The following is a 26,272-nucleotide window of genomic DNA, read 5'->3' on the forward strand; positions in this document are numbered from 1 at the left end:
ATGCAAATATAATCGACGAAATGCAAATATAGTTTGTAGTAAGTTGATTTTCAGTTAAATAAAAATGGCAGGTTTTTGTAGACCTGCCATCATTTTATCACTTAATTGATTATTAGAACCTTATCAACTTTTTAACCACGCTATAACCATTGTTTTTATTAATTAATTTTATAAAGTATGGACCTTGTTGTAATTTGTCTAATCCTTGAACCGTAAGGGTTCCTTGTTTACCAGATTGTATTTGGTTATACACCAATCTGCCATTTACGTCGAAAAGTTGAATTGTAAATAGATCATTAGCAATAGACGTCGGTAAACTGATTTGTATATAATTGTTAAACGGATTTGGCTGAATGCTTACATTCTCATAATCAAATGTTGGGTTACTTAATGTGGATTCCATAACCGTAACTATGGCGTTACAATTTGACGTGTTTCCACTGTTATCTGTTACGGTAAATACCACATTGTTGTCACCAATGTCATTCGAATCAAATGTATTAGGGGTAACAGAAATGGTATCTATTCCACAAGCATCAGTTGATCCATTATCAATTTGATCAGCTGTAATGGTTGAATTTCCAAATGCATCTAATTCAACCGTTATATTCTGAATATTACAAACAGGATCTACAGTATCCCCATCATTAGTAACATCCCAAACACAGGTTGCCGTATTAAAGGTTGCTGTTTCCCAACATTCTAAACCGGTTGGTTCAGTCGGTTGCGTTCCTTGGTTTTCCCAAGTACAATCTCCCGTGTTGAATACATAATTATCCCAACAGTTGGTTGCCGTTGGTTCAGAAGGTTGTGACCCTTGGTTCTCCCAAGAACAGTTTCCTAAATTAAATACATAGTTGTCCCAACAGTTCGTCGCGGTTGGTTCAGCAGGTTGTGTTCCTTGGTTTTCCCAAGTACAATTCCCGGTGTTGAATACATAGTTATCCCAGCAGTTCGTAGCCGTTGGTTGCGCAGGTTGTGATCCTTGATTCTCCCATGAACAGTTGCCGGTATTGAATACGTAATTATCCCAACAGTTTGTTGCGGTTGGTTCCGTAGGTTGTGACCCTTGGTTCTCCCAAGAACAGTTATCGGTGTTGAACACATAGTTATCCCAGCAGTTTGTAGCCGTTGGTTCCGTAGGTTGCGTTCCTTGGTTTTCCCAAGAACAGTTTCCTACATTAAACACATAGTTATCCCAACAGTTGGTCGCTGTTGGTTCAGCAGGTTGCGATCCTTGGTTTTCCCAAGTACAATTTCCGGTGTTGAATACATAATTATCCCAACAGTTTATTGCGGTTGGTTCCGCAGGTTGCGACCCTTGATTTTCCCAAGTACAGTTCCCGGTGTTGAATACGTAATTATCCCAACAGTTCGTAGCCGTCGGTTCAGCAGGTTGTGATCCTTGATTCTCCCAAGTACAGTTGCCTGTGTTGAATACATAGTTATCCCAACAATTTGTCGCCGTCGGTTCCGCAGGTTGAGACCCTTGGTTTTCCCAAGTACAGTTTCCTACATTAAACACATAATTATCCCAACAGTTTGTTGCTGTCGGTTCAACAGGTTGAGAGCCTTGATTATCCCAAGTACAGTTTCCTACATTAAATACGTAATTATCCCAGCAATTGGTTGCCGTTGGTTCAGTCGGTTGCGTTCCTTGATTTTCCCAAGTACAGTTTCCTACATTAAATACGTAATTATCCCAGCAATTGGTTGCCGTTGGTTCAGTCGGTTGTGACCCTTGGTTTTCCCAAGTACAGTTTCCAGTGTTGAATACATAGTTATCCCAACAGTTTGTCGCCGTTGGTTCAGTTGGTTGCGTTCCTTGGTTTTCCCAAGAACAGTTTCCTACATTAAACACATAATTATCCCAGCAGTTGGTTGCGGTTGGTTCATCTTGTAAAGTAATTGTTACTACGGCGATACAGGTATCTGAATTGCCATTAGCGTCTGTAACCGTTAAAGTCACGTTGTTAGCACCTATGTCGGCACATGTAAATGCAGTTTGAGACGCCGTAATAGAGGCGATTCCACAGTTATCTGAGGAGCCATTATTAATTTGTGATGCTGTTATTGAGGCATTACCATTAGCATCTAGCTGAAGGGTTAGGTTTTGACAAATAGCATCAGGCTTTTGATTATCAAGGGTTACATTTACATTGAATGAAACCGTATTTATATTTCCGGAATCATCTGTTACAGAATAGCTGATAGTGGTTATGCCATTCGGGAATAAATCACCACTATTTAAACCCGTACCGTCCGTTCTTATAACTGTTAAGGTGTTATCACAATTATCAGTTGCTGTAGGGTCAGTCCACGTAGGCTGATTACTGCCACAAGTTAATAATATGTTTGCAGGAATATTCTGGAATTCTGGATCAATTTGATCTACGACAGTCACTGTAGCAGTACATGTATCTGTTTGGCCATCGGCATCTGTAACCGTGAGTGTTACATTTATTGGTGTACCAATATCGCTACAATCAAATGAATTAATATCAATACTAAAGTTGGTAATGGCTACATCATCTGTAGAACCCCCATCCACATCTGTAGCAACAATCGTTGCATTTCCTGTATTGTCTAATTGCACTGTAATGTTTTGACATACAGCATTAGGAGGTTCTGAATTTGTTGTTTCATCTACGATGTTTATGGTATAATCTTCAACTTCACCATAATTAAATGTTTCACATGGGTCATTAGCATTACTTCCTGTACCGCCGTAATATTTCATTAATACACGCATCCGTGTATTACCAAGAACCGCATTACTTGGAATATCAAAGGTTCCGGACACAGGCGTTATTGTGCTTGAGTTACTTCTAAAAATGCGTTCTGCAGTTTCAAAGGTGCCATTTTGGTTAAAATCTATCCAAACGGTCACGGCTTCATCAAACGCAGACCCTGTCCAATGTTTTGTAACGCTTATAGTATTTCCTGTGGCATTAGTAACAATATCTAAATTTGAAAAAATAGCACTTGTTGTAAAATCTGAATATCCGGATGCTGTAGAACCAACAGTATTATTATCTACACCATTTATATTAACATTTCCAATATATTCTTCAGAAACATCATCTCCTTGCGCATTACAGTAAGTAATATTGGTTGTTGTAAATTGCTCTGATTCTGAATAGGCAGTGCTGTTAGAGCCACAATACGATTTTACTTGAAACTCATAGGTGGTATTTGGTGACAAGCCTGTAATTTGATAAGGGTTTGATGTATTTCCTAATATATCAGTCCATGTAGGTGATCCCACTTCACGATAGCGAAGATCAAAACTATCAGCAGTTGTAGCGGTCCAAGCCGCACTAGTAGAAGTAGCATCTGTTCCAGATGTATTTAAGTTTGTGGGAGCCGTTGCTGTTAAAGGCGTTAATAAAACATCAGCAAGTGTAATGGTTTGATAGTTTGCAATGGATTGATTTGTTAGCGTTACTGGTTGGTAACAAGGCGCTTCAATTAAAATATTATAAGTTCCCGCAAAAACCGGTCTGTAAAAATCACCATGAGGTAAGTTACTAACGGTATGTGATCCCACTGCATCATGACCAACCAGTTTAATTGTTGCTTCAATAGGGTCTCCAGAAATAGCATCTTTTACTTTTCCCTGAAATCCGTATGTACCTTGAATTAGGTATTCAATTAAAGCTTCCCGGTTATAGTTCCAGTGGTTTACTAATTGATTGGATGGAATTAATTTTGTATTAGATAGCTCCATAGTTGTTTCTTTACACTGGTGTGTAAAGTTCATATAATCTTGACGACCACCATACACGCGATACCAATCCGCTCCATGCGTGATTCCGTTATCTAGATCGTCCATATAACCATTTGGGCTATTAGCCTGCGCATTGTCCGCATATTCTCTTGAAATTTGCATAAACCAATCATCATCAGCATGTCTGTCATAGGTATTATCCCATGGATAATTTACAACTTCAACGCCCCCATGGAAGTTAGCAGATAATACAAAATGGGTATTAGCAGCTAAATTCATAAAGTGTTGGGTTTCTAACTCATAAGCTGTATGGCCATTAGAATGCGGACCATTAACGTTATCTGGATAGTTTCTGTTTAAATCCAACCCATTGGCATTTGCGCGTCTCGCATTTGCTACAGAGGTATTGGTTGCATTATTGTAGTATGTACCATCTGGATTTGCCATTGGGTTAATCCATACTTCAGAATTATCAATTAAGTTTTTGATTCGTAAGTGATCTGAATGCCCCGTATTTTTATATGCGGTAATAAAATAATTAATTAAGTTAAGCATTAAAGGGTAACCCGTGATTTCATCTCCATGTATGGAAGATGTGTACATCACTTTAGGTTCTGCTTCTTCCGTTCCAATATTATCCGAAAGCTTTAAAAATAATAAACGCTTGTTTCCGCCGGCAACGCCTTCGGTTGTGCCACCGATATCTACTAATTCGCAAATATCTGGGTGATTGATGGCAAACTCTTGCATTTGCGTCGCATAATCCGCATAGGTTGGATAGGCCGTTAATGGAAAGGTTAGGGGATAAGGACCTCTATTTTGACTAGCCGGTAATTCATTAGACATGACAATACCGGTGGCTTCGTTATCTTCTGAATTTACTTGAAAGGTTCTATTACTAGCTTGAAATCTTCTAAACTGTTCCGTATTTGCCCAAGCATATACGGTTCGCGTATTTGGGTCATAATTCAGAATAGACATTTCTGAAGTCATCGTTTCCAATTCAGAAACATCATTTATTTGAAAGCTAAAAGTGACTTCACCTTTTTGGCTTAAATACTGGTCGGCCTGACGTGACGCATTTACTTGTGCTTGCATTATACTGGAAGCAAATAACAACACGAACAAGGTGATTTGGATTTTTAATTTAGAGTAATTTAATTTCATAGCACATATGGATTAGTTTTTTGATGCTGCTAATATATATTTTATTTTTTTAAAAATATCCATGAAATGCATATAAAATCGACAAACAGCATATGTTTTTAACATAGGCTTTTGTAAACACTTAAAAAACAAGAAGTTAGTTTTTATTTGATGTGATATGTTTTTATCTAATAAGTAAGATTTTAACTACTTAATTTTCAAATTATTGACCAACTTCCCTCGTAAACAAAAAAAACCAGTGAGTAGGATTCACTGGTTTTACACTTAAAATTAAAAAGTTCAATTAAAAAATAACTTTTTTGCTTGTATGTCCATTTTGGGTATGGATTTTAATAATACCATAACGCTCTTTTGATATATGGAGCGGTAGTCTAATATGTTTACTATTTATATTTTGAAAATTTCCAATGCGTTTTCCTAATATATTATAGATTTCTATTTGCCTAATAGTTTGATTTGATTTCCCGTGTAATTCCTTGGTGTTCCGTACATAGGTGATGCTAGTCTTATCATCATCAGGAGTATCATTAATGGACAGTACAACGTTACCAAATTCGTCTAAAGAACCGGAATTATCTTTGAAGGTTATAAAAAAGCGATCTAAATATGTTCCTTCCGAAATTGTATCCTGAAAATCGGATTCATTTAAAAGGGTGTGGGTATTGTTTACGGCATCATACAAATAGACATCTATAGGGTTATTAAAATTTTCCAATCTATCCAAAGCTATTGCTACATTACCAGCATTAGACAAAAACATGCCCAGAGGATATTGTTTTGAATCATCAAAAGCTCCCACGCCTTGTATTACATAGCGTTCATTGTTAATCATCCAGTTTAAATCGTCTGGATAGTTGTCCATATTTAACGCATCATAGCCATAGTCAACTCCGTCTGATGCGGCATTATCTGGTGTAAAACCTAATAATAAATGCCTAACATAGCCATTAGGCATGGTAAAATCTATGCGGATTAATTGGGGTTGATTAAAGGCAACGGTGGATTCTGTGGTATGGGCAGCTGCTGGTGTTAGGCCTAAAAATAGCGCGCAAAACACCCATGTGTATAAGTAGGTTAATGTATTCATTTGCGTTGGGGTTTAAATGAATGTTAGTATGATTTGGGATGGCTAATATAGCATTATTTTTTAAAAATATCTATGAAATGCTAATAAATTCGTTGAAATGCATTTTTGGTTCCTGGTGCTAGGTTTGAATTTCATGGAATTATGTTGTTTTGTAGCGTTTTCGTGATTTTTACTATTTTTCGTTGGAATCCCCAATTTTCATTGTATTTGTTATTTTCTGTTGACATGGTCTTTCCATACACTATCCATACACCATCCATACACCATCCATACAGTAGCTATTTATTTACTTCGACTTGACCCGTCCTAAAATAACTATGCAGATTATTAAATTAATCCTGATATAATTATACAATTAAATTTCTTAATTCTAAAGTGACTGTACACTGATTGGTTAGTAGGTGTAGGTGATGAAATTTTGATTTGATTAAAAGATGAGACGTTCTATAAAATAAAAACGACCTCTCAAAATTCATTGAGCGGTCGTTAGTAATATTTGCTTAATTAAGCTTTATTGTTGCTAACATAATTTTGGCTTTCACAATGTTCATTTTTTTTCATTGATAAAAAAACGAACCAAAAAAATCTAGGCTGATTTTAGTTTCCTTGAAAACTGCATAAAAGTTTATTCCTGCGGATGGCAATCGCTGTGCTAGGCCATCCTTCACTGCCATACGCTTCGGCATTTATTGGTTTTACTACAAAAACGAAAAATAGGCCAGTTTGTTTTTTTTCCTATTCTTTTGTCTTGATACAAAAGAACCAAAAAATCAAAACCGTTTAAGGAAATTACTGCGTAGCGCAAGCCTTTTTCTTAACATTATTTCAGAATGTCAATCGCATTTTGGTCATAAATCCCTTGTTATTTGATGGATTATTTTGTTTTGTAGCTTGCTATTTCTGAAACGGCTGGGATGTTGTTTGACATTATTAGCGTTTGCAGAAACTCATTGTCTACAATAAAGTCTGTAATGTTGATACTCTATCATTGATTTTACGATGTACATAAAAAGTAGGCCGTTTGTTAGTTTTATTAAATATTTTTCAACTTTATCATTATGTCTCGTTGAACAATTCAATACTTGTTTTTGAATTGTATTTGGCATCTATTTTTAGATTAGCATTATTAATTTCTTTAGAATTAACAAATAGCATGCAATAAAAACGACCTCTCAAAATTCATTGAGAGGTCGTTAATATTAAAAGTTATTTATTTTTTACTGCATTTTGACAATCACCTTTTTATTGATGGTTTGATTATCTGTTGTCTGTACCTTAATAATGTAGTTGCCTTCCGATAACTGTCTTACAGGTATTTTGCATTCTTGAGATAGTGGTGCATTAGTACTATTCCAAGACTTAATTGTTTGTCCTAACATATTAACCAAGTACACTTGTTTGATGTCCATACTATAAGGAACCTTAATGTAAATTTGATTAGTACTATTCAAGTAGTTTACAATAACATGAGGAAACTCATCTGTCTCTGTACTTAATACATTATCCTCTTGGAATACAATATAGAAACGCCCTTCATGTGTTCCAGCATCCAGATTTGTTTGGTATGGCGTTACATTGATACGTGTATAAGTTCCTAATAGCGCATCATAAACAAATACGTCAGGATCTGCGTCAAAATTCTCTAAATCGGTCAATTCTATTTCTGCATTACCTGTCATACCCATATCAATGGTTACAGGATACATATTTTCAGCATTAAATTCACCCACACCTTGTATGATGTATTTGCCATCTTCAATTTGGAAAGACATGTCGCTAGGATTGTCGTCTGTGTTTAGGGCATCGTAACCGTAGTCAAAACCTTCACTTGCTAAATTCTCAGGTGTAAAAGCTAACAATAAAGGACGAATAGCATTTTCCGGAGTTGTAAACTGTACTCGAATGCGTTGAATGTCATTTGTTACTTCTTCGTTTTCCCGGTTTATTTCGCTATTATTAGTTCCTCTAAAGAATTCTGAATTACCAGAAGACTCCTTAATAAAAATACGTTGGCTGTTTTTAAATACCACATCATTGGTCACTTGATCACTACTGGCCGCGGCCGTAACAAAGAAACCTTGTGCTACAGGTATGTATCGTTTTGGAATAGCTAAATTAGCATCGCCAACACCATTAATACCTGGTGATGAAACGGCTGGATTACCTCCTGATAAATTGTAAGTAGCATAACCACCTTGATAGTTAGCTGTAATGTGTGAATTATTTGTGGTGGATTGTTTCCACAAGTATAAAGACCCATCAATACTACCAGAAGTACCTGCATTTCCTCCAGGAATATTATCCCTAATAAACATATCCGCATCAATAGCAGAAGCATAAGGATTTCCAACTAATGTCTGATTAATTCCACTAGTTGATGAAACTTTAGCCGTTATAGTTCCATTATTTGGTTGTCCTCTAAAGATATAGTTTTGAGTGTCTACAGGAGATGCGGGTCCCGGTCCTTTCATTGTAAATCCTAACCCAACTTCAAAATCACCAGCATTACCTTTATATTCCCATTCAGAATACGTGTCTTGCAGACCTTCAGAAAAAGAATAAATCCATCTACTGCTCAAGGTTAAAGGACTTAAAGAACCATTATTTCCAGATGTCCATCCGGCATTAGATATAATTCCACTTAAAGTATAAGTTCTAGCTCCTAAAACACCATCCGTACTTACTGGGCTTCCCCAATAATTATAATTAAAACGGTTAGATGTTCCTTGTTGGTCGCGCTCCATATAACCAGTTCCATTGTAGTCCACTATACTATTCATGTTTTGTAATAGCTGTGATTCGCCTTCAAGGTCTAACACACCATCAATCTTTAAGTAGTTTGTAACGCGTAAGGATTGTTCATTAGTAATGGAATATCTATTTGAATCTACTAATAAACCCAGAACCGTTGTAGGTCTGTTACCAGACGTTACATTAGAAGCTGTTCTCACAATATTCCACGTTTGGCGTTGGCCATTAATACTGTTAACATTTGAGTTTGGAATTTGTTGAACAGCACCATTAATCCACGTATTTTGGTTATCCCAGTTATTATTAGTTCCCGAAATATAAGGAATAGGAGCAGTTTCATTTTGATTCATCGTCATACCATTCAAGTTACCATCCATGGCACTTGTTGCAATATTTTCAATGGCACCATTTAAAACAGATGTTTGTGAGCCTGTATTCATTTGGTAATAACCAATTAAGTTATTCCATTGCAAACCACCACTTATATTTATAGGAACAACCCCTCCAGAAACATTAGCACCATTGGCTTGAATTTCTTGATTCATCATTTCGCGAATTTGTGTTTGAGAAATAGCCGTATTCCAAATGCGTACTTCATCAATACCACCACCAAAATGGTTGGTTGGACTCATATTTGTTCTGTCCATGGCACCAATAAGTGCTTTATTTGTGTTACCAGTTGGCGAAGCACCTGCCGTAGCAGACCGCACTTCAAAACCATCAATATACATGGTATAGTTTCCGTCATAAGTAACGGCCACATGATACCATTTGGTATTATTCATCGTCTGTGTGGCAAATATTTGACTGCTATTCCAACGGAAATAAAGTCTGTTGTTTATTAAACTCAAGTCGTAACCGGAATTTAAATTGTTGCCATTTCGTTTAGAAACAATGGTTTGCGTTCCAGTAACTGTATTTGGTTTCACCCAAGCTTCCACGCTAAAAGAACCCGAATTTAAACCATAATTAGTTGCAAAACTAATATTATCATCCGTTCCATCAAAGACTAAATTAGTACCGCAATTTGGAATGGTAATCTCCACAGCATCGGTTGTATCACCACATGGTGACACATTAGTTGCAGTCCACGTTAATATATAGGTTTCACCACTTTCACCTGTAAATGTTGAATTATAAGCTGTAGGATCTGAAAAGAAACCTGTATTTGGTGAAGCCGTCCAATTACCAGCGGAATTATTTGCTGCTAATGTAACCGTTGCATTCGCACAATTACTCGTTGATTGATCTGGACCTGCAGTAGCAATTATGTAAGGTGTGATGTCTATATCAATATTTGTTGTTGCTTCATCACACGGACCTGCTGGCGTATTGGTCGTAAACGTTAGGGTTATGGTTCCAGTTTCACCAGCTCCAAAGGTATAGGTTGGTGTTAAGCTGAAATTATCATCAAACGTTCCTGTACCAGACGTGGACCAACCTGAACCTGAATCTCCGACTGTGGCACCACCTGTTAAGCTGACATCTAATAGAATAGAACTGCTGGATTGACAAACGGTTATTGGGGTTGTATTTATGGTGGCAATTGGTGCTTCGTTAACTGTAATTGTTCCTGTTGCTGATTTCACATCACAACTTGACGTTGTGGTTATGGTATAATTAAAAGTTCCGAATGCAGTTGGTGTTCCAGCTATTGTATACTCTAAACCATCAAAGGTAGTGGTTAAACCAGCAGGTAAGCCTGTAATGTTTGGAGGGGTTAATCCGCCTCCAATATCATAGGTAATTTCTGTTATCGGTGAATCTTGACAAACGGTTTGGTTATCAGTTCCTGCAGGTGTTGTTAATCTAATAAATGTTGATAAAGTAGCAAATGAAATATCATCTATACCAAAATCGTTACCACTAGCGGAATTGTTTAAATTTCTAATCTCTATATCCACAGACGTCTCTGCCGGTCCCGTTGTGTAAGTTCCATAAAAGCGTGTCCAATTATCTGACCCAGGATTATTGTTGTCAGGACGGTTTGGTAAGGTAGGTGTTGTCCCTACATTAATTCCTCCCACATTAAATGTTAATCTTGCTCGTCTTGATGATCTCCATTGATCGTTTAGACTCATTCCATAAGCGGAAAAGTAATAAGTAGTGCTAGGTAATACAGTTACATTGGCTTGTTGCCATACTATTAATCCGCTGCCATGACCATTTACTGCCATAAAATTGCCAGCCCCTGTGGTATTATCAAATCCCCAAAAATTAGGATGCACATTTTGACCATTTGTTGTAATTGAATATCCATTAGTTCCAGTATCATCTACTAATTCATTATTTCCTGCAACATCTGCATGATATGTATAATCAGACGTAAAACCAATATTGCCTTGTTGAAAGTCTCCATTTACGACTAATTCAGTAGCAACATTTATTGTTGCGGATACGGTACAGCCGTTAATTGTAGTACCTATTACTTGATAGGTACCTGCTATGTCAACAAATATGGATGGCGTGGTTTCCCCAGTATTCCATTCATAACTCACAAAACCTAAACCATCTGCAACTAGTTGGACGAAGTTGTTATTTGGTGGTGCTGGGCAATAATCCGCCAACACGCTTAAACTAGGTACTGCAAAAACATTAACAGGTACGGTTTGCGTTGCTGGACAACCATCACTATTAGTTACAATTACTGTATAAATTGTATTTACCTGCGGATTTACCGTAATTTCATTATTTGTGGATGACGCCGTTCCCGCTCCAGCTGGTAATCCTGCATTGGCACCCGTATTTGCAATCCAAGCATATTCAAAATTACTGCCTGAAGTAGTTGCCTGAACTTGAAAATTATCTATCAGCACATGAGGTTCTCTTTCAGCCCAAGTGATACAACTTCCCCATCCACATATATAATTAAAAGTGGAAGCATCATTTACCCTCAAACGTATTTCTAAATTATTTGGATTATTAACCCCAGCCGGTAAAGGGAAATTAATATCAACCCAGTTGCTATTTCCTTCTGGAAGCGGTAATGTGCGGTGACCATTTACCCAATTACCTCCATTAATATTAGGAGATCTAAAGTCAATCAAAATATTTTTATATCCGCCCAAACCTGTGGCTCTACTTGCTTGAAAATATACTCTAAAATCTTGATAAGTAGGTAAACTGGTGCCACCAAGGTTGAAACGCCAATTCCCAGCATCGTCTGAACCTCCCCATCCGCCACCATCTTCCCAATCATCAATTTGACGCAGAGCACCTCCAGCAGTTGTGTTTGGTGTAAATGCTGTTGGTGTTGTAGGTTCACCTTGATTATTTGGTCTATTAAAGTCTATAGTTCCATTAATATTAGACGTAATTCCACTTGCTTCATTCCCATCAACTATAGAGGAATTTAAATAAGAACTACCAGAGTTAAAATTATAGTTCACTAGCGTTGCATTATTTCCACCAGCACCTAAAACATTCGCCGTTAAAATACTTGCATCGCCAGCACAAACAGGATTGTTTGAAGCCGTAACCGAAGTAATCACAGGAATATCCAATACCTCAATAGAAGCTGAAGTCGCACTACAACCCGTAGCGGTATTGGTATATGTAAACGTTGCATTTCCTGGATTTACACCAGTAATGACACCTGCATTAGAAATGGTTGCGATACCGTTATTACTACTAGTCCAAATTCCTCCTGAAGTAGGGTATAAGGTATGCGTTTCATTCACGCAAATATCACTATTACTTGGTAAATTACTGATTATAGGCAACGCATTAATAGTCAAATTATTCGTGGTGCTAGAACAAGTTGTTGCGCTACTCGTAAATGTAAAGGTTACATTTCCTGGTGCAGCAGGCGTAATAACCCCTGCATTTGTTACTGTGGCTATACTTGTATTACTACTTGTCCAAGTACCACCTGAATTTGGTGTTAAATTTCCAGTGTCTCCTATACAAATTTGAGCAGGAGAAGTTACAGCTGGTGCTGCATTTACAGTAACGGTAATGGTGTTACTTGGTACTGGTGCTATACAAGCAGATAAACTGGATTGCATTTCCACATATATGGTATGTGTTCCAACAGGTAATGGTGTGAAAGGCGTAAAGGTCGGATTATTAGTTCCAAAAGAGGTTCCATCAATAAACCAATTATATATAGGTGATGCACCACTGTCTGTGGTGGTATCCGCATTAAAGGTAATGTTTTCACCATCACAGATAGCAATTGGAGAATCGTTGTTCGCTATCGTATTTATAATATGAACATCCGCATTGGCAGCAGGATCTAAAACGGTAACCGTTGCGGTACACGTGGATACGTTTCCTGATAAATCTCTAACGGTTAAAGTCACCGTATTGGCGCCTAAATTAGAACAATCGAAAATAGTATTATTTAAAGAAATTGATTGAACCCCACAATTATCAGTTGAACCATTATCGATGTCAGTTTCTGAAATAGTTGCATTACCAAACTCATCTAATGTGACTGTAAAATTTTGACAAACTGCATTTGGAGCAGTGGTATCTAAAATAACCACATTTTGTGTTTGAGTAGATGCATTTCCGTTACCATCATCGTATGTCCAGGTTACGACGGTTGTTCCTTGGGTTGAAATAGGCAGCGTTGCATCGTTTGTTACTGTTACAGTTCCACCACAATTATCGGTTGCTGTTGGCGCTGTTAAAGTGGTGACTTCACATTGTGCTGTTACATTAGCAAGCGTTGCAATATCTGGAGTTGGAGCCGTTATATCATCAATAATTACGTTTTGTGTTTGTGTTGATGTGTTTCCGTTACCATCATCGTATGTCCAGGTTACTACCGTTGTGTCTTGTGTTGTAATAGGAAGCGATGCATCGTTTGTTACTGTTACGGTTCCACCACAGTTATCAGTAGCAGTAGGAGCTGTTAAAGTTGCGACTTCACATTCAGCCGTTACATTAGCAAGTGTTGCTATGTCAGCTATAGGCGCAGTCACATCATCAATCACTACGTTTTGTGTTTGTGTTGATGTGTTTCCGTTACCATCATCGTATGTCCAGGTTACTACCGTTGTGCCTTGTGTTGAAATAGGCAGTGTTGCATCATTAGTTACTGTTACGGTTCCACCACAATTATCGGTTGCTGTTGGCGCTGTTAAAGTGGTGACTTCACATTGTGCTGTTACATTAGCAAGAGTTGCAACATCGGGAGTTGGAGCCGTTATATCATCAATAATTACGTTTTGGGTTTGTGTTGATGTGTTTCCGTTACCATCATCGTATGTCCAAGTTACGACGGTTGTTCCTTGTGTTGAAATAGGAAGCGTTGCATCGTTAGTAACAGTTACAGTTCCACCACAATTATCGGTTGCTGTTGGAGCTGTTAAAGTGGTGACTTCACATTGTGCGGTTACATCAGCAAGAGTTGCAACAACTGGAGTTGGAGCCGTTATATCATCAATAATTACGTTTTGTGTTTGTGTTGATGTGTTCCCGTTACCATCATCGTATGTCCAAGTTACGACTGTTGTTCCTTGTGTTGAGATAGGCAGTGTAGCATCGTTAGTAACAGTTACCGTTCCACCACAATTATCGGTAGCTGTTGGATCTGCTAAAGTGGTGACTTCACATTCAGCTGTTACATTAGCAAGAGTTGTAACATCTGGAGTTGGAGCCGTTATATCATCAATAATTACGTTTTGTGTTTGTGTTGATGTGTTTCCGTTACCATCATCGTATGTCCAGGTTACGACGGTTGTGCCTTGTGTTGAAATAGGAAGCGTTGCATCGTTAGTAACAGTTACCGTTCCACCACAATTATCAGTAGCTGTTGGAGCTGTTAAAGTGGTGACTTCACATTCAGCTGTTACATTAGCAAGAGTTGTAACATCTGGAGTTGGAGCCGTTATATCATCAATAATTACGTTTTGGGTTTGTGTTGATGTGTTTCCGTTACCATCATCGTATGTCCAGGTTACGACTATTGTTCCTTGTGTTGAAATAGGAAGCGTTGCATCGTTAGTAACAGTTACCGTTCCACCACAATTATCAGTAGCTGTTGGAGCAGTTAAAGTTGTGACTTCACATTCAGCCGTTACATCACCAAGCGTTGCAACATCTGGAGTTGGAGCCGTTATATCAGCAATCACTACATTTTGTGTTTGTGTTGATGTGTTTCCGTTACCATCATCGTATGTCCAAGTTACGACGGTTGTTCCTTGTGTTGAAATAGGAAGCGTTGCATCGTTAGTAACAGTTACAGTTCCACCACAATTATCGGTTGCTGTTGGAGCTGTTAAAGTGGTGACTTCACATTGTGCGGTTACATCAGCAAGAGTTGCAACAACTGGAGTTGGAGCCGTTATATCATCAATAATTACGTTTTGTGTTTGTGTTGATGTGTTTCCGTTACCATCATCGTATGTCCAAGTTACGACTGTTGTTCCTTGTGTTGAAATAGGCAGCGTTGCATCGTTTGTTACTGTTACAGTTCCACCACAATTATCGGTTGCTGTTGGCGCTGTTAAAGTGGTGACTTCACATTGCGCTGGTATGTCTGATAATGTTGCGTTATCCGGAGTTGGATCAATAGAATCATTAATCGTAATAGTTTGTTCAACATTTATGGAGTTACCAGCCGCATCTGTTACGGAGTAGGTTCTGGTAATAACTTCCGGATTGGAATTACCATCAGAAACATCACCAACAAAAGCTACAATAGGTGTTGAGCAATTATCAGCTTCATCGGTCACTACTAAAATATCAGCAATAGGAACGCCAGATGCACATTGTACATTTATAGGTGCTGGATTAGAAGCTGTTGGGTTTTGAGTATCATTAATCGTAATAGTTTGTTCAACATTTATCGAATTACCAGCCGCATCTGTTACGGAGTAGGTTCTGGTAATAACTTCCGGATTGGAATTACCATCAGAAACATCACCAACAAAAGTTACAACAGGTGTTGAGCAATTATCAGCTTCATCGGTCACTACTAAAATATCAGCAATAGGAACGTTAGATGTACATTGTACATTTATAGGCGCTGGATTAGAAACTGTTGGGTTTTGTGTATCATCAACAATGACCGTTTGGTTGACATTGATATCGTTTCCATTCCCATCATCAAAATTCCAAACAATGGTATAGGTTCCTTGCGTGTTATACGTTAAGGGATCAGTGGTTGTTCCTGTTATGGTTCCAGAACAAGCATCCGTAGTTGTAGGCGCCGTTGCTGTTACAGAACATTCGCCTGTTAAATCGGCAAGTGTTGGTGTTACCGGATTAATCACATCTATTGCTGTCAATACAACAGTCTCAACATCCGTGTTACCTGAATCGTCTGTTGCCGTAACCGTGACATTAATTGTTTGGTTATGAACCGCGGATATTACAAAACCAGCAATTGGGTTTTGGGTAATGGAAGCCACATCACAATTATCTGTGGCTGTTCCTAAGACATTTGGGATGGTGATTTCACAACTGGCATCTAAATTAACATTTCTATCTATACCTGGGGTTAAAACAGGGGCTTCATTATCTAAAACGGTGACAACAAAATTGCAAATTTGTCCGGTAGCCGTATTTCCTGAATCGCGTTCTTCATAGGTTACGGTCGTAGGACCATCTGGAAAGGTGTCGCCAATTCCAAGAGCTGATGTTAATACCATTGATCCGCCAATTAAATCTGTTGTAGGCATGGTATAGGTAACAACTGCACCACAAGTGCCGGGATCTACGTTTACTGAAAAATCTGTTGGACAGGAAGTAATCGCACGACTTGTTGAACTTTCAGTGAAAGATTCTTCAAAATCCGGTCGCAATGACACATAATCATTTAGCGGATTACTGAAAAAAGTACCCTGATTAATATTTGCAGAAAAATAATCTGAACTTATTGGTTTAGAAAAACCTTGAACACTAAAAGTAATAACAATTAGTAATAACGAGTAGAAAGTAATTTTTTTCATAATAGCGGTTAATTTTTTAACAATAAACAGTCAGAAACTTCTTAAAATCGGTTTTAAATAAATACATGATTAGAAATTACTTACATCTGCTATTATTAATTATGTAAACTGAGGGAGCCCAAAATTAACCTATGAAAATGCGGTCGAGAAATTTATTCGGTAAACGGTTAATATACTCTTTGTATTTAATTAATTTGTAGAAAACGACTCACTTTTTAATGTAAAGTACATTGTGTCAGTTGGTTCTGACTAATTACTTGTAATTGGTATTTTATTAGGGATGTGCAGAAAAGTTTCTATCGAGTAACGTTATAATAAATCCGACGAAATGCATTTTGCATTTTAGGTGGTTGATTAAATCTGAAATCTATGTATCACACGTAATTTATTATTAGTATTTCTTCTTAAAAAAAAAAGCGTCCCGAGAGATAAATTATCTTTCGGGATACTTTCTAGGTTAAATATAAAACAAGCGTTTTAATTCACATTAATTTCCCAAGTTAATCCACTAATATCGGTTAGCTTTAAAACATGTCTGCCATTCGGGTTGTTACCCGTTTCGTTTAAAGGAATTGAGATATCCGCTTTTGCTCCCAATGGAATAATTAAACTATGTACTCCCGGTTTTATTTTCGCTACATAATGATTATTAATCTGCTCTGCAGGGAATCGTGATAAATCAGTTCCATTTAAAGACAGGATTGTTTTACCATGGGAATCCATTAATTCCAAACCTATTAAAAAGGAACCATACACATCCACACCTTCCACACGATATACTTGAAATTCTAAAGTGTTATTAGAAAAAGATGCTTGGCTTAATTCTAATTTTGGTTTGATGGATTTATTATGAAGCGTTCCAAAAACACCGCCATGAAAATATTGATTGGTAAATAGTGTTAATGAAAAAATGGCTAAAGAACCGAACAAAACAATCGGTTTTAAATTTTTAATCGGTAAAATGCCTGAACCTAAAAAGCCAAACCATTTGGTTCCTGTAAAGGCATAATTTTTGTCCATGAGTAATTTATCTAACGAATAATGGCCACTACCACTTAGAAACAAGGTGAAACCGGAGGCAATTCCTAATACACCAATTTGCCATTCATCTAAGCAGGTGGTACCAATCCATCCGGAACCGAGCAAAATACCCATGGCTAAAAAGAAAACCCCAATACTCATGAGTCGCGTGAAAAACCCTAACATAATTAGGAGACCAACAATACCTTCTACGATGGTGAAAATAACCATGGCCCACCATAAAGCATCTGGATTTAATACCAAATATTCAATTATGGGTTTAATACCTAATGCGTTGGGAAGAAAATGATTGAATTTTTCGCCTATATAACCCGCTTCTTCAGGGTTTAACTTATTTGCTAATGCTACGCGACGCCAAAAGGCTGAAAAGTAGGTCCATCCTACAACTAGGCGGATGGCTAATGTAAAAAGTCCAGCCGTGTTATACGACTGATTTGAAAATTGTTTCATGTAAATTATATATATAAATGTTAAAAAAATAGGAGACTACTAAACGTAAGTTGCTGTAGTATCTAATTTTAAACATTGATATAATATGTAGAGTGGTGGACTAAGGCCCGATGTTTTTTTACGGTAGTTTATGCCAATTCGGGGTTGTACATAAAGCGATAAATCTGCAACATTAATAGAAGGTTTAGTCGCTATTAATTTTAAAGTTTGAAGTTCAGTGGTTTTTACAACTTCAAATCCATCCACTGTTGTTAGTTGGCAGATTTCATAAACATGAGAAGCAATTGTTTTGTGGGCAGGACGTTGAAAATCGATGTCCATCGTTCCTAAAAAGGTCTCTTTAGCCGAACACGGACTTAAAGCGAATAACATGGCAAGCATTAAAAAAATGCCTGACAACGTATTAGGATATGGATTTTTTTTCATCATGAGATTTGCGAAACTATTCGTTTTTCAATCAGAAATAAAAATATTAACAAATTTTGTTAAAATTAGTATGTCATCCTTTTACGTTTAATTTTACTAACTTGTTTGAAATCAAATTTTAAAACTTATGAAAAAAATTACTTTAGCGCTTTTTTTACTATCCCTTGGTATGCATGCGCAAACGTTTCCAAGCCCGTATTGCGAAATCACGGATGCTACAGATGTTATCGTTGAAGAAATAGCATCCGTAGATTTTGGCGGAACAATGATATCAAATTCGGATGTGGCTTCTGTATTAATTAACGAAACAGCAACGGTTGTAGCGGTAACCCAAGAAGACACATACACCATAGAAGTAACTGGAAATACCTATGGACCTTTTGATACGAATATTGTTGCGTTCATAGATTGGAACCAAAATGAGGTGTTAGATGACGCTGGTGAGATATTTGAAATAGGAACACTGACTAATACGGACGGAACCGATGGGATATCCGTAACTTTTGATATCGTTATACCAACCGAGGCTGTTCTAGGTGAAACACGAATTAGACTTACTAAAACATATACCGATTCTGATTCGCCTGCTCAAATTAATCCTTGTGGGATTGAGTTTGATGCATTCGGTCAAGGTATTTATCCAGGATATGGGCAAGCATTAGATTTTACCTTATTAGTTGAAGCACCAATTATTTTGCCGTTTCCAAGTCCTTACTGTGAAATTACAGATGCAAATGACGTTATAGTTGAAGAAATTTCATCCGTAAATTTTGCAGGAACTAACATCGCTAATACGGATGCCACAACTGTTTTAATAGACGAAACAGCTACAGTGGTTAATATAGCGTTAAACGAAACCTATGCTTTGGAAGTCGCTGGAAACACGTATGGTCCTTTTGATACGGATATTGTTGCATTTATAGATTGGAACCAAAATGATATTTTAGATGATGCGGATGAAATATACGAAATAGGAACATTAATCAATACCAACGGAACCGATGGCGTTAGCGTCAGTATGGATGTTTTGGTGCCAACTGATGCCGTTTTAGGTGAAACACGCATAAGAATTACTAAAACATATACCGATTCCGACTCTCCAGCGGAAATAAATCCTTGTGGAATTGAATTTGATGCATTCGGTCAAGGCATTTACCCTGGATACGGCCAAGCACTGGATTTTACATTAAATATAACGCCTTTAAGTACGGATACGTTTGAAGTAAATGCGCTTTCTGTTTATCCTATTCCAACAAAAGACTATTTGAATTTTAGTTATAAATCTACCATTCAAAGCGTAACCATTTTTAATATGTTGGGTCAGGAAGTTTATGCTCAAAATACGGCAGCATCTAAATTGGAATTGCAGGTTTCCGAATTAGCAACGGGTACATATCTTGTAAAATTACAAACAGAAGTTGGCACACATACGTTTAGATTTTTAAAACACTAACAAGTTTAATTTCTAATTGGCAATAAACAAAAACTGAACAGAATTTATTTTCCTGTTCAGTTTTTGTATTTAGTAATTTCAGTTCACTTTTTATTTTTTACAGTCAAAAAACGCTTGGACTTGATTAGAAAATAAAAACAAAAAAAATTAACTTTACCACATGGCTATACTCGGAAATATTATCAAAGGTATTATTGAAATTAAAGACACGTTTACGCCGGAATTGAATCCGGTGGAAGCGCAAAAAGAGGTGTTGAAAAATTTGCTTACCAAAGCGGAAAACACAGAATTTGGCAAGCATTATAAGTTTGAATCTATTTTAGATTCGGCAGATATGGCAACCGCCTTTTCAGATACAGTTCCGTATTTCGATTATAATAAAATTCAAAAAGAATGGTGGTATCGCTATCAAAATGGGGAAGACCATATTACCTGGCCTGGCCATCCGAATTATTTCGCATTAAGTTCAGGCACAACAGGAAAAAGCAGTAAGCGTATTCCGGTAACGGATGATATGATAGATGCTATAAAACAAGCAGGGATCAATCAAGTATTCGCTTTAAGTAATTTTGATTTTGAAGCCGATTTTTTCGAAAAGGAAATCATGATGCTGGGGAGTTCTACAGATTTGCAAGAAAACAAAGAGCATTTAGAAGGCGAAATCAGTGGTATTACAGCCAGTAATATTCCGTTTTGGTTTCGTGGTTATTATAAGCCAGGGGAAGATATTGCCAAAATTGAAGATTGGGATGAGCGCGTGCAGCGCATTGCCGACAATGCTAAAAATTGGGACATTGGTGCCATTAGTGGCATTCCATCTTGGATAGAACTCATGTTGGAAAAAGTGATTGCGCAACATAACTTAAAGCATATTCACGAAATATGGCCCAATCTGCAAGTTTACACGTCTGGAGGTGTGGCTTTTAGCCCGTATGAAAAAAGTTTTAATGCCTTAATGGGACGGCCAATTACGGTGATTGACACCTATTTAGCGTCTGAAGGTTTTATGGCATTTCAAGCCAGACCAGAAACCGATGCTATGCAATTGGTGACTGATAATGGAATCTATTTTGAGTTTGTTCCAATGAAACCCGAATATATTAATGAAGATGGCTCTTTGGTTCCAGAGGCGCCTTCTCTAACGTTAGAAGATGTGCAAACCAACCAAGATTATGTATTAATAATCAGTACCGTAAGTGGTGCTTGGCGTTACGAAATTGGTGATACGGTTGAATTTACAAACGTCGAGCGCGCCGAAATAAAAATAACAGGACGCACCAAATTTTTTCTAAATACGGTGGGGTCCCAATTATCCGTGAATAAAATGGATGATGCCATGCAGCAATTAGAGCAAAAATTCAATACAAAAATCCCTGAATATACTATTTGTGCACAACGTGGCGCTGATGATGAATTTTATCATAGTTGGTATATTGGGAGTGAAGATTCATTGAATTCAGATGATGTGGCCGAAGCTTTAGATGGTTTTTTAAAGGCGGCCAATAAGAATTATAAAGTGGCGCGTGGAAAAGCCTTAAAAGGTGTGAAAGTGCAAATCATTCCACCAGCAATTTTTCATGAATGGAGTGCGGCCAACAAGAAAAAAGGTGGCCAAGTAAAAATGGAACGGGTTATGAAAGAAGATAAATTTCAGGATTGGGAGGCCTTTGTTAGTTCACAGAAGTAGCATCTTCAGGAACCACGCCATCCCGTTCGTTAACAATATCCATGATTTCTTCAGGTGAAAGATAAAATTTTTCGATACGTAATTTATAGGAAGGTGTAATATCGGCATTATTCAAAATAAAATCTTTTGTTTTTAGAATATAGGATTCCATACCGTGAGCAACGGCAAAGGTATCCGCAGCACGTTCGGCCTCAATAATGTGGTTTTCGGAAAGCAGGTACTTAACACCAAACCAAATAAGATTCAGATTACTGCGGTCCTGATAATCCATTATATGACCGAGTTCGTGACCTATCCAGCCTATTAAAATAGCCGATGGAATATCTTTAGTGGAAAACTCTTTATCCGAAATTTTAAATCGTTCACTGATTAAAATCACATAGTCGCGATATTCTCTCGGCTTAAAAAAACTGCCAAATTTAGGCTGTGCCTGCATGGTGGATTTTTTTATATTTTTTTTAAACTTAATTTCAATGCCAACATCGCGTAAGGTTGGATAAAAATCCAAAGCCGCTTTGGCTTCTTTTTCTATAGATTTAGGAATGGTTTGTTGTGCGTACTTGTTCGTCGTTGTCATAAATAGTATTAAAAATATAATGGGTTTTATAGCCATGTTCGTATAACTCATAATTGTAAAATCGTTTTGGAATCTAAATTCACTGCCTTCCAAAATAAAATGTGTGATTTTCATTTTTAGGAATTGTATCCAGATGCATAGATCATACTAAATTAAAATGGCGTCTTTTTCGCCGTGACTTCCTAAATGAATTCTGTGAACACAAGTTACGCGGTTTTGATTGTTTTTTTAAACGGATTAGATGCTAATCTTGACCCAAATGAATAAATGCGTTTTCCTATTGAAATATTCTAGAAAATAAGCTGTATTGTTTGGTAAATGCTATGAGGTCATTCCTTATTATATATTTTAATTCCTGTTAAGCTTTTTCTATTCAAATTGAAACCCTATTTTTAGTGACGGTTTTAATTAGGTAATTTTTTAGGTCTTTAATCTTAGATAAATCAACCCGTCATGAGTCTGTTTTTTAAAAAAAGTATCATTGCTACAACAGGATTGTTTCTTTGTGTTTTTCTGATGGTTCATTTGTCGGCAAATATACTCTTGCTATTTCCGGAAGCTACGGCTAGAAGTCTATACAATGCGTATTCAACCACTTTAAGAGAGAGTACACTTATTATGCTTGTGGCCTATTTACTGTATCTATCTATTATTTTTCATGTTATTTATGCGGGCATCATCACCTATAAAAACCGGCGTTCTAAAAGTGACCGCTATATCATTAATCATAAAAACGAAACCAGTAGTTGGGCTTCTCAAAATATGGGGGTTTTAGGGGTGCTCATTTTAATTTTTATGGGTGTTCACCTCGTTAATTTTTGGGCGCGCGTTAAATTGGGAATAGGTGCGGAGGTAAAAACCGATATCGCCGGAAATATAGATGTTTACGAAGTTGCCTATGCCTTATTTCATAATATCTATTACGTGCTTTTCTACACAATTTTAATGATTCCATTAGGATTTCATTTGCACCACGGCCTTCAATCCGCTTTTAAAACCTTGGGTTTTTATCATAAAAAAGGACTTCAAGTATTGGCTAAAATTGCACTTATTTATGCCATTATTGTGAGCCTTGGTTTTGGGATTATACCCATAATCGTTTATTTCAAATAGTTAGAACATGACATTAGATTCAAAAATTCCAGAAGGTAGGCTAGAGGATAAGTGGAAAAACTATCAAGCCAAATCGCATTTAATTAATCCGGCCAATAGAAAGAAACTCAATATTATGGTTGTGGGTTCTGGATTATCAGGCGCTGGAGCAGCAGCTACATTAGCAGAACTTGGGTATCAAGTGCAATGTTTTTGTTATCAGGACTCTGCAAGACGTGCACATTCTGTAGCCGCTCAAGGTGGCATAAATGCAGCCAAAAATTACCAACATGATGGGGATAGTGTTTGGCGTATGTTTCATGATACGTTAAAAGGAGGCGACTTCCGTTCGCGCGAAGCCAACACCTATCGATTGGCTGAATTATCAGCACCCTTAATAGATCATTTTGTGCAACAGGGTGTTCCGTTTGCACGGGAATATGGTGGTGTTTTGGCCAATAGAAGTTTTGGTGGTGTGCAAGTTCAACGTACCTTTTATGCGCGCGGACAAACAGGGCAGCAGTTAGTATTGGCGGCTTATTCACAATTATCTAAAATGATTCGCGCTAAAAAAGTGGACATGCTACCACGGCATGAAGTTTTGGACCTTGTTGTTATTAATGGAAAAGCAAAAGGTGTTATTGCGCGGGATTTAGAAACTGGTGCTATTAAACGATTTGCTGCTGATGCTGTTGTGCTAGCCACAGGTGGTTATTCCCGTGTTTTCAGATTGTCCACGTTGGCCATAGGGTGTAATGGTAGTGCTATTTGGAAGGCTCATAAACGCGGTGCATTTTTTGCAGCACCTAGTTTTACTCAAATTCATCCTACCGCCTTACCACAAACGAGTAAGGCGCAATCAAAATTGACTTTAATGTCTGAATCCCTCCGTAATGATGGTCGGATTTGGGTACCTAAAAACAAAGACGATTCTAGAAAACCTCAAGACATTCCCGAAGAAGAACGCGATTATTACCTAGAAAGGCGCTACCCGAGTTTTGGAAATTTGGCGCCTCGAGATATTGCTTCGCGCGCTGCAAAAGAACGTATAGATGCGGGTCATGGTGTGGGTCCATTGAAAAATGCCGTGTATTTAGATTTTAAGCATGCCATTGCCAAAATGGGAAAGGACACCATTACCGATAAATATGGGAATTTGTTTACCATGTATGAAAAAATAACAGGAATAAACGCCTATCATGAGCCGATGAAGATTTCGCCAGCAGCGCATTTTTCCATGGGTGGACTGTGGGTGGATTATGAATTAATGACCACCATTCCGGGTTTATACGCTATAGGTGAATGTAATTATTCCGATCATGGTGCCAATAGACTGGGGGCGAATTCCCTACTTCAAACCAGTATAGACGGATATTTTATTTTACCGAATACTATTACTAATTATTTGGAAGGGGAATTACACGCAGAGCGTCCCAGCATAACACATCCGGAATTCGCCAAAGTAGAAGCCTCTGTTAACCAACAAATTCAAAAATTATTAGATATAAATGGCAGTCGCACTTCCGATGATTTTCATCGCGAGTTGGGAAACGTTATGTGGCAAGAATGTGCTATGAGTCGGAATAAAGCGGGATTAGAAAAGGCCATTACTCAAATAAAACAAATTAAAGCCGCCTTTTGGAAGGATGTTAAAGTTACAGGAAGCGCAAATGAGATGAATCCTGAATTAGAAAAAGCCTTGCGTTTAGCCGATTTTATGGAGTTGGCCATATTGATGTGTACCGATGCACTTCAACGAAACGAATCCTGTGGTGCGCATTTTCGGGAAGAATACCAAACGGAAGAAGGTGAAGCCAAGCGCAATGATGCGGATTATGCTTACGTTTCTGTTTGGGAATATCAAGAAGCGGATTTTAAACTGCATAAAGAAATTTTAGAATTTGAATATATTCAGCCAACGGAAAGAAGTTATAAATAATAATTAGATGAAAATAACCTTTAACATATGGAGGCAAGACCATTCGGGAGCTCCAGGCGCTTTAAAAGCATATATTGTTGATGGATTATCCGGAGATATGTCTTTTTTAGAAGCTTTGGACTATCTGAATGAAACCCTTGTATTAAAAAACGAAAAAGTCATTGCTTTTGAGTCCGATTGTCGGGAAGGTATTTGTGGGCAATGTGGCGTGTTTATTAATGGCAGAGCACATGGACCGCATGATCATATTACCACCTGCCAATTGCATATGCGTAGCTTTAAAGATGGTGATACCATTGTTGTAGAACCCTGGCGCGCAGCTGCTTTTCCGGTTATTAAGGATTTAGTAGTTAACCGAACGGCCTTTGATAGAATAGTGGAACAAGGCGCCTATATAACAGCAAAAACAGGTACAGCTGCCGAAGCTAATGCCATTCTCATTTCCAAAGACGCCGCCGATGCCGCTATGGATGTCGCCGCCTGTATAGGTTGTGGTGCTTGTGTGGCAACGTGTAAAAATGCATCTGCAGCCTTATTTACCTCGGCAAAAATAAACCACTTAAATAAACTTCCACAAGGTGAACCGGAAGCCCATAAGCGGTTGTTGGATATGACAGCCCAAATGGAATTAGAAAATTTTGGCAGTTGTACCTTTACGGCGGCATGTGAAGTAGAATGTCCCGCCGAGATTTCCATCCGGAGTATTGCCGAAATGAATGCACGCTATATGAAAGCTAAACTATTTCGTTAATAGGGACATAAACACCTTATATTTGGTTGATAATTAAACGGGGTATTGCTAGCGAATTTCGCATTATTTAATCATTTTAAACTATTAGAATCTTAGTATCTATTGACAGATGTATATAAAATCGATATCTTAGTCTTTTATTAAAAAGGTTGAGTTTATTTTAAAACATCTTGACGCGTTATTGCTTCATACATTTCCGGGGATTCAATTTAAAACG

At 37.6% G+C, this 26,272-nt stretch carries 11 protein-coding genes; 5 read left to right on the forward strand and 6 right to left on the reverse strand.

What is annotated here, in order from left to right; all coding sequences use genetic code 11:
• Nucleotides 1–112 precede the first annotated feature (112 nt).
• The 5 genes from ACFPH8_RS10445 to ACFPH8_RS10465 form a co-directional block, all read right to left on the reverse strand.
• Nucleotides 113–4,897, reverse strand: a complete 4,785-nt coding sequence (locus ACFPH8_RS10445; protein ID WP_376860736.1) for a M14 family zinc carboxypeptidase — start codon at nt 4,895–4,897, stop codon at nt 113–115.
• A 283-nt stretch (nt 4,898–5,180) separates the two neighbouring features.
• Nucleotides 5,181–5,984 carry a hypothetical protein gene (locus ACFPH8_RS10450; protein ID WP_376860738.1) on the reverse strand — a complete coding sequence of 268 codons (804 nt, stop codon included), beginning with the start codon at nt 5,982–5,984 and terminating at the stop codon, nt 5,181–5,183.
• A gap of 1,217 nt (nt 5,985–7,201) precedes the next feature.
• Nucleotides 7,202–16,639: an HYR-like domain-containing protein gene (locus tag ACFPH8_RS10455; RefSeq protein WP_376860740.1), complete on the reverse strand. Its 9,438-nt coding sequence runs from the start codon at nt 16,637–16,639 to the stop codon at nt 7,202–7,204.
• A 477-nt stretch (nt 16,640–17,116) separates the two neighbouring features.
• Nucleotides 17,117–18,130 (reverse strand): TQO small subunit DoxD, encoded by a 1,014-nt coding sequence (locus ACFPH8_RS10460; protein WP_376860742.1) that lies wholly within the window; start codon nt 18,128–18,130, stop codon nt 17,117–17,119.
• Nucleotides 18,131–18,169: 39 nt separating this feature from the next.
• Complete coding sequence (locus ACFPH8_RS10465; protein WP_376860744.1) at nt 18,170–18,559, reverse strand: hypothetical protein; 390 nt, start codon at nt 18,557–18,559, stop codon at nt 18,170–18,172.
• A 124-nt stretch (nt 18,560–18,683) separates the two neighbouring features.
• Between ACFPH8_RS10465 and ACFPH8_RS10470 the strand changes: the two genes are divergently transcribed.
• Both ACFPH8_RS10470 and ACFPH8_RS10475 read left to right on the forward strand, forming a co-directional pair.
• A complete protein-coding gene (locus tag ACFPH8_RS10470; RefSeq protein WP_376860746.1) occupies nt 18,684–20,009 on the forward strand; it encodes a T9SS type A sorting domain-containing protein in 1,326 nt (441 codons plus the stop codon).
• A gap of 160 nt (nt 20,010–20,169) precedes the next feature.
• Nucleotides 20,170–21,696: a GH3 family acyl-acid amido synthetase gene (locus tag ACFPH8_RS10475; protein ID WP_376860748.1), complete on the forward strand. Its 1,527-nt coding sequence runs from the start codon at nt 20,170–20,172 to the stop codon at nt 21,694–21,696.
• On the opposite strand, the gene ACFPH8_RS10480 is transcribed toward ACFPH8_RS10475, so the two are convergent.
• A complete protein-coding gene (locus tag ACFPH8_RS10480; protein WP_376860800.1) occupies nt 21,680–22,273 on the reverse strand; it encodes a hypothetical protein in 594 nt (197 codons plus the stop codon). The two genes, ACFPH8_RS10475 and ACFPH8_RS10480, sit on opposite strands and share 17 nt — an antisense overlap.
• Nucleotides 22,274–22,726: 453 nt before the next feature.
• On the opposite strand from ACFPH8_RS10480, the gene ACFPH8_RS10485 reads away from it, so the two are divergent.
• Genes ACFPH8_RS10485 through ACFPH8_RS10495 form a run of 3 tightly spaced genes read left to right on the forward strand, consistent with a single transcriptional unit; the run spans nt 22,727 to nt 26,055 of the window.
• Nucleotides 22,727–23,386 carry a succinate dehydrogenase cytochrome b subunit gene (locus ACFPH8_RS10485; RefSeq protein WP_376860750.1) on the forward strand — a complete coding sequence of 220 codons (660 nt, stop codon included), beginning with the start codon at nt 22,727–22,729 and terminating at the stop codon, nt 23,384–23,386.
• Nucleotides 23,387–23,393: 7 nt separating this feature from the next.
• Nucleotides 23,394–25,304: a fumarate reductase/succinate dehydrogenase flavoprotein subunit gene (locus ACFPH8_RS10490; protein WP_376860752.1), complete on the forward strand. Its 1,911-nt coding sequence runs from the start codon at nt 23,394–23,396 to the stop codon at nt 25,302–25,304.
• Between the two features lie 7 nt (nt 25,305–25,311).
• A complete protein-coding gene (locus ACFPH8_RS10495; protein WP_376860754.1) occupies nt 25,312–26,055 on the forward strand; it encodes a succinate dehydrogenase/fumarate reductase iron-sulfur subunit in 744 nt (247 codons plus the stop codon).
• The last annotated feature ends 217 nt before the right edge of the window (nt 26,056–26,272 follow it).

The organism is Bizionia hallyeonensis (genome assembly GCF_042657385.1).
Taxonomy (GTDB): Bacteria; Bacteroidota; Bacteroidia; order Flavobacteriales; family Flavobacteriaceae; genus Algorimicrobium; species Algorimicrobium hallyeonense.

Bases quoted from the DNA above. Each gene is read 5' to 3' on its own strand.
- ACFPH8_RS10445 (WP_376860736.1), bottom strand. From the start codon at position 4,897: ATGAAATTAAATTACTCTAAATTAAAAATCCAAATCACCTTGTTCGTG.
- ACFPH8_RS10450 (WP_376860738.1), bottom strand. From the start codon at position 5,984: ATGAATACATTAACCTACTTATACACATGGGTGTTTTGCGCGCTATTT.
- ACFPH8_RS10455 (WP_376860740.1), bottom strand. From the start codon at position 16,639: ATGAAAAAAATTACTTTCTACTCGTTATTACTAATTGTTATTACTTTT.
- ACFPH8_RS10460 (WP_376860742.1), bottom strand. From the start codon at position 18,130: ATGAAACAATTTTCAAATCAGTCGTATAACACGGCTGGACTTTTTACA.
- ACFPH8_RS10465 (WP_376860744.1), bottom strand. From the start codon at position 18,559: ATGATGAAAAAAAATCCATATCCTAATACGTTGTCAGGCATTTTTTTA.
- ACFPH8_RS10470 (WP_376860746.1), top strand. From the start codon at position 18,684: ATGAAAAAAATTACTTTAGCGCTTTTTTTACTATCCCTTGGTATGCAT.
- ACFPH8_RS10475 (WP_376860748.1), top strand. From the start codon at position 20,170: ATGGCTATACTCGGAAATATTATCAAAGGTATTATTGAAATTAAAGAC.
- ACFPH8_RS10480 (WP_376860800.1), bottom strand. From the start codon at position 22,273: ATGACAACGACGAACAAGTACGCACAACAAACCATTCCTAAATCTATA.
- ACFPH8_RS10485 (WP_376860750.1), top strand. From the start codon at position 22,727: ATGAGTCTGTTTTTTAAAAAAAGTATCATTGCTACAACAGGATTGTTT.
- ACFPH8_RS10490 (WP_376860752.1), top strand. From the start codon at position 23,394: ATGACATTAGATTCAAAAATTCCAGAAGGTAGGCTAGAGGATAAGTGG.
- ACFPH8_RS10495 (WP_376860754.1), top strand. From the start codon at position 25,312: ATGAAAATAACCTTTAACATATGGAGGCAAGACCATTCGGGAGCTCCA.